The following is a 13,320-nucleotide window of genomic DNA, read 5'->3' as shown; positions in this document are numbered from 1 at the left end:
AAATTTAAAGATAAAAAAAAAGCCAACATTACTGCTGGCTTTGTTAACAAGGTTTAAAAATGATTAGAAAGTATATTTAACACCAATCTTCATAGACCACGTAGACTCACGGTCTTTAAATCGAGCAGGAGTCTCTCCTTCAGAAATGTTTGCACTTTCATAGACGTATTGACCGGCATCGTTAATGCTGTAATCGAGTAATTCTGTTGCCGATTGACCAAATGGCAATTGGTAAACACGTGCAGCACCTTCATCAAAAATAGCTAATGCGTTTTTAATATCAACATAGAACAAACCTTTATGGCCTGCTAAGAAACCTGGGATTTCTTGTTCAAAGCGTAAATCCATAGTCGTTGTCCAAGGTGCTGTATAAGCATTCTTGTCAAGATAACCACCATCAGAGCTAATACCAGCAGTTGCTAGCTCGGCCATAATATCGTCGTAGCTTAAGCCATTATCGAAATCAACCGCACCATCACTGGCACTGGTTGGAATATAAGGTAAATTAGCGGTAGTAAGATCTAAGTTTCCTGATAAACCGTCGCGGTTGTTATAGCCTAACAAGTAACTAAATGGTCTACCTGATTTACGTTCCCAAAACATATGCATACCGGTGTTATAACCTTCAAACATTTCAGTATTGTATGAAAGGTTAAACGTTAAACGATGTTTAACTTGATATGCCGATGTACCTACACCAGGGTTTTCAGGGTCAACTACTGGATTATAGTTATATGCAGTGTTTGACGAAGTGCCCGTAGCATCTACACGGTTACGAATAGTTGAATGGGTATATGAAAAGTTAGCTTTAACACCACTCTGCCAATTTTTTGCGATGCTCAGTGTTTCAATTAACGTATGGCCACCAGAGGTATTAGTTAATGATACATCACGATCATCTCTATTAGGATTGGCAAAAGTATAAATTGGACGACCTTCAACGGTTAAACCATTATTACCCTTTGAGGTATCTAATGTACGCGAAAGATCAGACCAAGCCATATCTTTTTGAATGTCTTTGTAAAGCACTTCACCACTGATGCGCCAATCGTCTCCTAAACCTATGTTACTTAGGTTAGCAACATAATCTGCAGCTAAACTATATTGCCACGTGGTAGGTATTTCAAAGTTTGGATCGATTGCATCTATGTTAGAGTTTGGTCCACCTAACTCAGACTGAGCAATTTGATCTTGTGCGTGCTGAGGAATACCGCTTGGGTCTGCATCTTGTAAAAATGTATTCGCTGCGATGTCATCACCAAAACTACGATATGACGCAATTCTAGAGCCGTCATTACTGAACGCATTTGAGATAAATACATTTGGACGGCCACCACTAAATAAACCAGCACCACCACGGATAGTTAACTCATCAGTTGCGCTCCAAGTAAAGCCAAAGCGTGGTAAAATGATATCTAAACCGTCAAGATTTTCATTATTTGCATAAGCATAGCGGTCGAAGAAGCTTTCATTAAAGTTTGGTGCATCATCATTAACTGTTGATTCATAACGTAAACCATAAGTTACGTTAAGTGAGTCGTTTATATCCCAACTATCTTCAATATAAAAAGCGTGGTTTTCAAGCGCAAATGCAGCGGCAGCATCATCACGGTTTAAACTCGGATTGTTTTGGTATTCAAACGAGTCAGCTTTACCCGTTTCAAAATCATCAATACTATCAAAATACCAAGACCCTAGAAAGTGTTGCATAAAGAGGTTATAAACATCTACTTTTTCGTATTCCCAACCAAATGAAATCGCATGATCTTCATACAAGTAATCACCACTAATACGCACTTGTAGGGTTTCATTGGTTAACTGGTTTGCGTGGCGACTATCATCAGCGCCCAACATAATTTCGCCACCATTAACGGTGTCAATTTTAACTTCACCAAATTCATAACCACCTAGTGATACTTGACCGTTAATAGATTCCTTTTTCGATACCTTAACTTCTGTTGAAAACTCTTGATTCCAGTTTGAAAATACTTGAGCAACGTAAGTGTCAAACTCGTTAGAGCGATTATACCAATGAGAAGATAGGTACAAGTCATCAGATCTACCACCACCCTGATTACCGGCGCTATTACTAGAACCATGAGCATAAGTAAAAGTCGCACGATGGTCTTCATTAATATTCCAATCTAACTTCAATGAATATTTTTCATCTTCTAGTGGAATAGAGTTGTCCCAACTACCGGCATCATAGCCATATTTATCTTTAGCAATATTGACCACGCGATCAACTTCTGCTTGCGACACTTGGCTAACTTTATTGGCTACATTTGAATCTGATGGGCCTTTATCTACCGCACTTGGTGATTCAAAAGTTTCGTATGACGCAAAGAAGAATAATTTGTCTTTAATAATGGGGCCACCGAAAGTTGCGCCCCAAGTCTCTTCATCAAATTTTAAATCAATTGTATCGCCGTCATCTGTTTCAGGTGTTCCTGCCCAAGCATCTTTAGCTTGCTCGATAAACATAGAACCATGAAATTCGTTAGTACCCGATTTAGTCACTACACTAACTTTACCACCAGAAAAACCACCTTCTTTGGCGGTAAATGGTGCGATAGCGACACTGATTTGAGCAATTGAATCAAAGGCAATCGGAGAACGTTCTGTTGGGTAACCGTTACCGGCTAAACCAAAGTCATCGTTAAGGTTGACACCATCAACCGCCAAACTGTTATATTTAGGGTTACTGCCTGCTAAAGATAAGGAATTGCCGTCATTACTAACAACGGCCATTGGGTTTTGTCGAACAATGTCTTTTAAATCACGGTTAAATGCTGCTGATTTAGTCAAATCATCACCACTAAAAACACTTGATGAACCTTTTGACGGGTCAAAAAATGCTGAAGAACCTGTCACAGCAATACGTTCAATATTAGTATCTTGTAATACTTCATTAATTCGAAATACATCACCTAAAGTAATGTAAATACCTTTAAGGGTTTTATCTGCATAGACATCAGAATCAATAGTGATGGTATATGGACCGCCAACACGTAAACCTTGAGCAGAAAAATTACCGGTGTCATTAACCTTTAAAGTTTTACGTGTACCTGAAGGTTCGTGAACAATAGTAATTGTTGCATCAGTAACGACACTGCCATTGTTGGTTAGAATGTTGCCGCGAATTGACGATGACGTATCATCAGCCATGGCCGATGTTGACAATCCAAGCGCAAGTACGATTGCGCCCGTAATACTTGAGAGACGATGAGTTTTCATCATGTTATTCCTTGATATAAGTTAAGTTTTTATTTATTAAGTGTTTTATGTAAGTTTTACTGAGTTAATTTTAATGCTATTTATTATTTTTTTAAGTCTATCTACCGTGAAATTAAAACAGAGTTTTCTTACATTTTCATTACAAAATTTTACAGGTCACTTGCTGTGAATTTATATTTTTTAACTTTACGAAACAGCAAAACAAAGCGAAGGCACTTAAAGCTATATATAACAATAGCCTAGTCTTGTTTTTAAAACATGCCTAAAAACACCTTATAACTATAATCAGATTAAATTCAATTAACTATAACAAAACATGATAAAAACAAACCATTTGGTCAAGATAAAATAAAGTATGATTTTAGCCAAGTTAATAAAGGCCTGTATTAACTAATATAAATTAACCATAGGTAAACTATTTTTTAAAAAACATCAAAAAAATACTTATGAAGTAAGACAAAACTTATTAAAACAGTGTCTTAACACTATATTTAGTTAAACTAACCAGCTTTTAACCCATGGGCATTAGTTCATCGGTGTATGTAGCACATTAAATCCGTAAAATTTCTAACCATGCTAACAGTTAAAGTTTTAATTTTTTATCGGCTTAGATCAGCCAGCAACTGTAATATTAACCTACTACAATAGCGTTAATGAATATAAAAATATAAAAAGAAAGGTTATTCACGTGAGCAACAATACCAGCAATGAAAAGCAAGGAAGTATTCGGGCCCGCAGTGAAACTGTAATTTTAGCTGCGGCTCAAAAAGAGTTTATTCTTCAAGGCTTTAAAGGCGCTACTGTTCAGTCTATCGCTGACAGTGCAAATCTGCCAAAAGCCAACGTATTATATTATTTCAAAAATAAAGAAAATATCTATCATGCGGTGTTGCAGTTAACTTTGGATACCTGGGATCAAGGCATTGGTGAGCTTGATATTAACGACGGTCCTGTTGTGGCAATTGAAAAGTTTATTGCTTCGAAAGTAAAAATGTCTTTTGAACACCCTCAGGCATCTAAAATTTATGCTATGGAAATTATACAAGGGGCATTACACTTGAAAGAGTTTTCTCGCACCTATTTACGCCAATGGGTAAGGGAGAAAGCTAAAGTATTTCAAGTGTGGATCGATAGCGGTGAAATGAAAAATGTTGACCCGGTAAAGCTTATCTTCTTAATTTGGTCTTCAACTCAACATTATGCTGATTTTGAACAACAAATATTAACCATTATGAATCGTGCCGACTACGAAGAAGACGATATAACCCAAGTTACCGAGTTTTTAACTGATTTTATATTACGTGGTTGCGGTTTAAAATAGGAATTTATATGCGAGTATTAACCCATTTAGTGGCAACTACCTTGCTAGTCTACTCAGGTGTTGCTATGTCACAAACATCAAACAATTCAACGTCAAGCTTACGCATTGCCACTTTTAATGTCAGCATGGAAGCATTAAATTACTTACCTTCAGAATTAGGCAAAGAACCAAAGCCTACAGGAGATGAGTTGGCCACAGCGTTAGTAGAAAATCATCAACAAATTAAAAATATTGCTGAAATTATTCAACGAGTAAATCCTGATATTATTTTATTGAATGAATTTGATGGTAATGATCCTAAACATCAATCACTAAAACGCTTTTTAAGCGATTATTTAGCAAGAAGTCAGCAAAGTAATGCGGCTGTTGATTACCCTTATTTTTATCAAGGCCCAGTTAATACCGGTGTTGCTTCTGGTGATGACTTAAACAATGATAACAAAATAGGTGAATTACCCAATGATGCCTATGGTTATGGGCTTTTTTCGGGGCATTTCGCCATGGCATTGTTATCGAAATATCCTATTGTTGAAGAAAAAATCAGAACCTTTCAACTGTTTAAATGGCGCGATATGCCCAATGCCTTAATACCAGTAAATCCTGATTCAAAAACGCCTTGGTATAATGAGCAAGCGTGGAATAACTTTAGACTATCGTCTAAATCTCACTGGGATATTCCGGTCAACGTCAATGGTCATGAATTGCACATTTTGGCAAGCCATCCTACCCCACCGGTATTTGATGGACCAGAAGACAGAAACGGCAAACGAAACTTTGATGAAATACGTTTCTGGAGTGATTACCTAACCCCTTCGTTATCCAATTACATTTATGACGATAATCAGCATTTTGGTGGTTTAGCTCAAGATAAAGCTTTTGTTATATTGGGTGATTTAAATGCCGATGCAATAGAGGGTAGTGCAATAAAGTCGGGCATTGAGCGTTTAATAAATCATCCCCGAGTTGTTGATGCTAAACCAAGTAGCGAAGGAGGAAAGCTACACCGAAAAAACAATCCAAATGCAAAAAATCACACCGCATTTTGGGGCATGCGAGCCGACTATGTTTTACCTGCAAAAGCACAATTTGATGTGCTTGGCTCAGGTATATTTTGGCCAAAAGCAAATGCAGCTGAGTTTCGTTTAATAAAAGACCGTGCTGCCTCGTCAGATCACCGACTGGTTTGGGTGGACGTAAAGTTTAAAAAGCCAATTAATAAATAACTGTTTTAAATTAGCCAAGTTAAATTCAACTGAGTTAAATTCAACCGAGTTAAGCAGTTATATCTACCAATAATATTTAGCGGAAATAAATATGAAAAAATTCATTCCAACCTTATTAACCAGCTTGATGATCATGTCTTGTGGTCAACTACAAGCATCTGATCATGCTAAAACAAACACTATTGCAGCAAGTACACCAAAAAATATCATTATGGTTATTGGTGATGGTATGGGCCCAGCCTATACCAGCGCCTATCGCTATTTTAATGACGACCCTAATACCCCAGAAATAGAGCAAACAGTGTTTGACCGTAACTTTGTTGGCAATAGCAGTACCTATCCAGCAGCTGAGTCAGGCTACATTACCGACTCAGCTGCCAGTGCTACCGCATTATCAACCGGTGTTAAAAGCTATAATGGCGCTATTGGTGTCGACGTTAACAAACAAGCCGTTGAAACCGTTTTGGAATATGCCAAACAAAGTGGTAAGAAAACCGGTGTCGTCGTTACCTTGCAAATTAATCATGCCACCCCTGCTGCTTATTTAGCTCATAATGTTCATCGCTATAACTATAATGCTATTGCCGATAGTTACATCGATGATGGTATTAAAGCCGACTTATATTTTGGTGGCGGCTGGAAATATTTTATCCGTGAAGATAGAAATCTTGTTGATGAGTTTATACAATCAGGTTTTCACTATATTGATAAATATAGTGAAATAAGCACTATTCCAGCAAATAAACCTGTACTAGGTTTATTTGATAAAACCGGCTTATCTTGGGCATTAGATGATACCAATAAGCACCGCCTATCAACAATGACGCAAGCAGCAACAAAGCAGTTAGAAAATAGTAAAGGCTTTTTCATGTTAATTGAAGGCAGTCAAATTGATTACGGCGGACATGCTCGAGATGTTGCCGCCGCTATGCATGAAATGGACGATTTAGCCAAAACCTTAGAATACCTTGAAACTTATGTGGAAGAACATCCAGATACATTAGTCGTAGTCACCGCAGATCATAGTACTGGTGGTTTAAGTATCGGTAAAAAAACTGAGCGTTCTAACGCTGATATCAACAGTAAATATTTATGGAAGCCCGAATTTTTACGTAGCATGACCATATCGCCAACAACAGTGGCAAAGCGATTTACCACTAAGGAGTTATCACTTGCACAAGTGGGTGAATTACTGTCCTTTGAAATAACAGCCACAGACATGGGAAATTTACAACAAGCTAAACTTGCTGACCACGGCATTATTAAGCAATTTAAGTTATTGGCTACTGATGTTAAAAAAGGTAAAAGGGAACCTAGACCCTACCAATCTGTGCTTAACGTTATAACCAAAATTATTGATGTAAAAACCAATACAGGTTGGGGATCAATTAGTCCTTCAGGTACACATACTGGTATCGATGTACCTGTATTTGCCTTCGGTAAAGGCAGCGAAATATTTTCAGGTTTTCAAGATAATACTGACATTGCCAAGAAAATTTTCACTCTATTAGGTAAAAAATAAAACAGCGCTATACCTACAAAAAAGTAAAACAAAGTAAAAATACCGAGTGGTTTATAAATCATCTATAACTTGCTCGGTATTTCTTTTACCCTATCCCGTCCTGAAGTGTGTTTACCTGCAAAGCTAAGTTATACCAATCCCATTAAGTTATTACTCACTTGTACTAGTTAAAATAGCTCAAGGCTGTGTTGCTCTCACTCCCAATAGCCAGCTATTGCTCAATCGAGCGCCTTACCTTGAATTATTTTTCCTGCGCACAACAAGATCACAAACTTAATGGAACTGGTATTAGAGCTTGCCATCGTTAACAGTAGAACGAAGGGGTTTATGGTCAACCACCTAAAATATAAGGGATTTTTTACTTTTACTGCAACTTGGCTGAGCATTAAAGTAACCTAAATATAGCTTCTTATATATCTTCAAAGCTTATTTATTCACTTGTTTCATTGTTTAACAGTTAACTTTTTTATAAAAATATTTATAGTATTCTTTGACTTATATTAGATATGACGTTTATATTCTATTAAGCTGAGTGGCCGAATCTTAAGCTCAAAAAGACATCCAGCCTATCTTTTTACATAATGATAATTATTACTAAATTATAAGGTGATTTACCATGCTTCAATCAGTTGATTTACGCGATTATATGATCACTAACCCGATCAAGGTCAAAGGTGATGATAATTTGTTAGATACGATGAAAATCATCATAGATAATAAAGTTTCAGGGGTTTGCGTAATAGATGAAAAGAAAGTCCTCATAGGCGTACTTTCCGAAATGGATTGTTTAGCCGCCATACTCGAAAGCACTTACAATAATGTTGGTGTGGGTTTGGTCAGTGAATATATGACTAAAGAAAATATAGTTGTGGCTCATCCTAGTGATGACATTATCAATGTCGCTCAGGATATGCTATTAAAAAAACACCGTCGTCGACCCGTTATTGAAGATGGTAAGTTAGTTGGGCAGGTATCTTGTCGGCAATTGCTCACCGCGGTTAATAAATTTAATAAGTAAATTTTAAGCCTGTAACAAATTTTTATCACGGTACCGGCTAATAAAGTCGATGACTTTGAGCGCATTGATTTTATTAGCTAACCGCGTACCCTATTTTTAGCTTCATTAGCAATAAGCTTTATAGCATTATGCTCTAGCCATAATTAATTATGTGTCTTTAGCCTCTATTTTTGATTATTTTGGCTATCTAATTAGTTAAATTAAAAGTATTTTCTATAGTGTTGTTAACTGAATTTGATCGCTTTATCGGCGATTGAATAGGTAAAACCTTTAGCTATTAAATGCCGCAGCGCTTTTTGCTTTAATTTTATATCTTCAATAGGTTCTTCACCAAACTTTCTTATCTTTAATGAAAGCGCCTTGGCAAAATATTCATCATCAGACGTTTCTAGCGCCTCGACACAATCATTAATTATTTTAGATGCAAACCCCTTTATATACAGTTTTTCTTTGATTTTATTAACACCAATATTTTTTTCTGAAAAGCTGGTAGTTAAGCGTGTTGCATAGCGAAAATCATTAATAATGTCATGTTCTATCAGATAACTAAGTGCTGGCTCATTAAATTGAGTATCATCTTTAAATAACATATTGGCTTTTTGAAGTAACGCTTTTGCTGAGTAATCACCATACCTCTCAATCATCCAAATCATATAGGATTTGACCCGATCATAAGAAATCACTTGCGGCTTTGTATCTTTTTTATTTGTTTTTTTATACATGTGAGTGCTTTGCTACTTTAAAAGTCGTGTTTATCATAAAATTAATCCAAACCAGAACACTTACTCATTAAATGTCTATCTAATTTTTCATTTAGAGCCGGTAAAATACCTTCTGATGATTATTAGTTTTGATTACTACATTGCCATGCATTTAAATAAGATGAGTTAACAATAACTCCATCAAAGCCCTGCTCTTTTATCTTAATCAAGTCTTTAAATGCTTGACGATAACCTTGATAAGCACCTGTCATCAACGCCACCATTTGCCAATCAGAGGAATAACATAAATGATAATAATCGCTTAACAATTTATTTTCTGTAGCAAATCTTATAACAGAACGTTTATGTCGATATACGCCGTACTGAATATAGATTTGATTATTTTCTGTCTGTAATTGATGATTCAAATTAATATTATATTCACTTAGCCAGTCACTAGGTGATAATTTAAAGTACCAGTGGGGGGGGTCTGCTTTTACAATGTGCTCTACAACTTGCTTATTGTGCATTTTATCGTTGTTTTTTTCACTTATATTATTTGTTTCGTCTGTATTACTTGCTAGTGTTATAGCGAGGTTTTGCCTGTTTTCTTTAAATTCTATACCCTCGTTAAGTGTTAGGAAGTTTGATTGTTTAAGTATTTCTTTTTGGCTATTATTATCATCCACATCGTCAAAGGCAGGCTCTGCCACTATTGCTTTTGGCGTTAGTTTATCTATTTCTATATTACTGACTAAATTTACTGTTGGCTGTGCTGAACTATTATAAATATTTGAAAAATTCTCTAGCAAAGGTTTTATTTGTGGGCCTAAAAGTAATCCCCCTATCAAGGCAATGAACAGCTTAAAGTTAATTGATTTGAAGTTAAACAAGGCGATTTTGGACTTAAGATTGAGGTTTTCATCAAGATTAATAGGATAAATTTTACTTTGATAATATTGACTAATTTCCCCTGAGCTATATGACTTCTCTAGTAATGTATGACCCCATAATTCAATAGTCAATAATGAGCTACCATAGCGTTGCCATGCCAGTAGTTGTCCTAAGAGATAATGTATATCACTTGAAATCAAATCAGCATTTTCAAATGCCCAAATAGTGATAACTTCCTTATCTTTGTTTTCAATTAAATATTGCTTAGCATTTTCAAGGAATTGTTCGTTATTTTCTATTGAGGAAAACTGAGCGATACCTGCTGTTACTAAAACACAAGTTAAATCATCAAGGTGCTCAATTTTTCCTGGTAAAAAAACAACTTGATGATGTTCAGGGATATTTTCAATATAGGTTTTTTTTAAACTCGCTAACAGCTTTGAAGATTTGCTAGTAATAACTCGGCAAACACCTATTTCTATCACAGAATATAAAAGTTGAAATAAACCTTTTCTTATGGGCGAAACATTATTCATTCAACTCTCTTTTATCAAATACTATACGTAGAAGACGGATCACAAGCCACTTTATCATAATGCTGACTACAATTATGATTTCTCACATATTACAACAAGGCGAAGGATGAAAACAAGTAACTATCGGGGTCAGAACAAAGTTAAATAATGCATAGGCTAAGTAACTATCGGGGTCAGAACAAAGTTAAATAATGCATAGGCTATACTTGTTACTTGCTTAACTCAATGACAAGGACATCCTAATGAGTCGTTTACCTCGTATCTGCCCAGTTGGTATTGCACAACATATTATTCAACGGGGTAATAACCGTCAAATTTGTTTTGGCAGTGAACAAGATTTTTTTGCTTATATTGCTTGGTTAAAAGAGTTTTCTGTTAAGTTTGGAGTTGCTATTCACGCTTGGGTATTGATGACTAACCACGTCCATTTATTGTGTACGCCGCGCGAAGAAGATGGCGTTAGTCAAATGATGCAGGCTTTGGGTAGGCAATATGTCAGATACTTTAATCATAGCTATAAAAGAACGGGGACATTGTGGGAAGGACGCTTTAAGTCCTGCTTAGTGGAAGATGAAGTGTACCTACTTCATCTTTATCGTTATATTGAGCTAAACCCAGTTAGGGCCTCGATGGTGGCAGAGCCTTCTGAATATGTTTGGTCTAGCTATCAGATTAATGCATTAGGTAAGGTTTCAAATTTATGCACTCCACATCTTTTATACACCGCGTTAGGTCTTAATGATACTGAGCGCCAAGCCACCTATCGTAGTTTATTTACTTGTCATGTCGATGGGGAATTGTTAGAAGACATTAGAGCAGCCACTAAGTCAGGTATGGCCTTAGGTAATGATAGATTTAAAAGCGAACTGACATCACTAACAGGTAGACGCTTACATCCTTTACCGCCAGGCAGGAAACTTGGATGGCGAAAAAAGTTAATTTAACTTTGTTCTGACCCCGATAGTTTAGTTCTTTGTTCTGACCCCGAGATATGATGATAGATTTAAAAGCGAACTGACATCACTAACAGGTAGACGCTTACATCCTTTGCCGCCAGGCAGGAAACTTGGATGGCGCAAAAAGTTAATTCAACTTTGTTCTGACCCCGATAGTTATTTAAAAGTTAATTTAACTTTGTTCTGACCCCGATAGTTAATATTCTGACCCCGATAGTTAATACTGAGCGCCAAGCCACCTATCGTAGTTTATTTACTTGTCATGTCGATGGGGAATTGTTAGAAGACATTAGAGCAGCCACTAAGTCAGGTATGGCCTTGGTATGGCCTTAGGTAATGATAGATTTAAAAGCGAACTGACATCACTAACAGGTAGACGCTTACATCCTTTGCCGCCAGGCAGGAAACTTAGATGGCGCAAAAGTTAATTTAACTTTGTTCTGACCCCGATAGTTTCTAAAAGCGAACTGACATCACTAACAGGTAGACGCTTACATCCTTTACCGCCAGGCAGGAAACTTGGATGGCGAAAAAAGTTAATTTAACTTTGTTCTGACCCCGATAGTTGTTCGATAGTTCGAACATCAGCCATTACACAAAGTTTGTTACTGGCTCTTAGTAATCACTTGCTATGCTTAAGTTCGCGATTACAATGCTAACTTGATATTAGTTACCTTGTTGCTCAAGCACCTGATTAAAACGCGCAAAGCCTTGTTCCAAATCATCAATTAAATCATCAACATTTTCCAGACCTACGTGCAAACGAATCAAAGGGAATTGATATGGCCAAGTAGTGGCAGTACGCATATTGTTAACGTTTGAAATACCTAAAATAAGACTTTCGAAACCGCCCCACGAATAGCCCATTTTAAAATGATCCAAGCCATCTAAAAATGCGGTTAATGCCGCTTGATTACCCTTGTTCAATACAAACGAAAACAAACCATTTGAGCCAGTAAAATCACGTTTGAACGCTTCATGGCCTGGGCAGGATGGCAGTGCTGGGTGCAAAATAGTGTCAACTTCTGGGCGTGTTGACAACCAATGCGCAATTTTAAGCGCACTAGTTTGATGCTGCTGCAAACGCACGCTTAATGTTCTAATGCCGCGCATGGCTAAATATAAATCATCCGGTGACGTACATTGCCCCATAATATAGCTACTTTCACGCAATTGTGGCCAATACTCAGCGTTTGCCGTTGCAGTGCCTAACATGACATCTGAATGGCCAACAATATATTTTGTCGCCGCTTGAATTGAAACATCAACACCGTAATCGAAGGGTTGAAAATTTACCCCCGCTGACCAAGTGTTATCTAGCATCACGATACAGTTGTGCCGATGAGCCACTTCAGCTATGGCGGGAACATCTTGCACCTCCATAGTCACTGAGCCTGGTGATTCTAAAAACACAATTCGGGTATTTGCTTGAATTAACGCTTCAATATCTTTTCCAATCAGTGGATCATAATAAGTTGTTTCAATACCTAACTTAGCTAATACTTTATCGCAATAATCACGGGTGGGTTCGTAGGTGCTATCAACCATTAAAATATGATCACCGGTTTTAACAAACGCTAATATCGCATTAGTGATTGCTGCAGTACCCGACGGGTATATTGCACAACCTGCTCCCCCTTCTAAGTCGGTCATCGCATCGCAAAAAGCGAACGACGTTGACGTACCGCGCCGGCCATAAAACAACACCTGATTAGCTTTATTTGCTGTCGCATGCTTCATTTCTTTAACCGAGTTAAATACCACCGTAGAGGCACGCTCTACTGGCGGGTTAACAACACCACGTGTCCACTGGCTTTTACGGCCAGCATTAATAAGTTTTGTTTCTTTTTTCATCTCTAGGTTACATTCCATGGTTGCATTTTTTGGATATCGCTCGATAAGGTACGGATCC

9 protein-coding genes are annotated in these 13,320 nt (G+C 37.1%); 5 read left to right on the top strand and 4 right to left on the bottom strand.

The features are described from left to right. Positions 1–63 precede the first annotated feature (63 nt). Positions 64–3,240, bottom strand: coding sequence for a TonB-dependent receptor (locus ESZ39_RS01330; protein WP_146877988.1), 3,177 nt, complete (start codon positions 3,238–3,240; stop codon positions 64–66). 685 nt (positions 3,241–3,925) lie between these two features. On the opposite strand from ESZ39_RS01330, the gene ESZ39_RS01325 reads away from it, so the two are divergent. From ESZ39_RS01325 to ESZ39_RS01310, 4 genes are all read left to right on the top strand, one after another. Beyond that, entirely contained in the window at positions 3,926–4,558 is a 633-nt protein-coding gene (locus ESZ39_RS01325) for a TetR/AcrR family transcriptional regulator (RefSeq protein ID WP_146877987.1), read from the top strand. An 8-nt stretch (positions 4,559–4,566) separates the two neighbouring features. After that, positions 4,567–5,781 carry an endonuclease/exonuclease/phosphatase family protein gene (locus ESZ39_RS01320; protein ID WP_146877986.1) on the top strand — a complete coding sequence of 405 codons (1,215 nt, stop codon included), beginning with the start codon at positions 4,567–4,569 and terminating at the stop codon, positions 5,779–5,781. Positions 5,782–5,872: 91 nt separating this feature from the next. Further along, positions 5,873–7,303 (top strand): alkaline phosphatase, encoded by a 1,431-nt coding sequence (locus tag ESZ39_RS01315; RefSeq protein WP_146877985.1) that lies wholly within the window; start codon positions 5,873–5,875, stop codon positions 7,301–7,303. A gap of 616 nt (positions 7,304–7,919) precedes the next feature. Further along, positions 7,920–8,321, top strand: coding sequence for a CBS domain-containing protein (locus ESZ39_RS01310; RefSeq protein WP_223270194.1), 402 nt, complete (start codon positions 7,920–7,922; stop codon positions 8,319–8,321). A gap of 224 nt (positions 8,322–8,545) precedes the next feature. Here the strand turns inward: ESZ39_RS01310 and ESZ39_RS01305 are convergent, their stop codons facing one another. Together ESZ39_RS01305 and ESZ39_RS01300 are read right to left on the bottom strand one after the other, a co-directional pair. Further along, positions 8,546–9,043 carry a regulatory protein RecX gene (locus ESZ39_RS01305; RefSeq protein WP_146877984.1) on the bottom strand — a complete coding sequence of 166 codons (498 nt, stop codon included), beginning with the start codon at positions 9,041–9,043 and terminating at the stop codon, positions 8,546–8,548. 122 nt (positions 9,044–9,165) lie between these two features. After that, positions 9,166–10,452 carry a hypothetical protein gene (locus ESZ39_RS01300; protein ID WP_146877983.1) on the bottom strand — a complete coding sequence of 429 codons (1,287 nt, stop codon included), beginning with the start codon at positions 10,450–10,452 and terminating at the stop codon, positions 9,166–9,168. 242 nt (positions 10,453–10,694) lie between these two features. Between ESZ39_RS01300 and ESZ39_RS01295 the strand changes: the two genes are divergently transcribed. Beyond that, positions 10,695–11,396, top strand: a complete 702-nt coding sequence (locus ESZ39_RS01295) for a transposase (RefSeq protein ID WP_146877982.1) — start codon at positions 10,695–10,697, stop codon at positions 11,394–11,396. Between the two features lie 678 nt (positions 11,397–12,074). Here the strand turns inward: ESZ39_RS01295 and ESZ39_RS01290 are convergent. Next, the gene (locus ESZ39_RS01290; protein ID WP_146877981.1) at positions 12,075–13,262 is read right to left on the bottom strand and encodes a cystathionine beta-lyase; all 1,188 of its coding nucleotides are present in this window, start codon (positions 13,260–13,262) and stop codon (positions 12,075–12,077) included. Between the last annotated feature and the right edge of the window lie 58 nt (positions 13,263–13,320).

The organism is Colwellia sp. C1TZA3, assembly GCF_007954265.1.
Classification (GTDB): domain Bacteria; phylum Pseudomonadota; class Gammaproteobacteria; order Enterobacterales; family Alteromonadaceae; genus Cognaticolwellia.
This window is presented reverse-complemented; position numbering and strand designations above follow the sequence as displayed.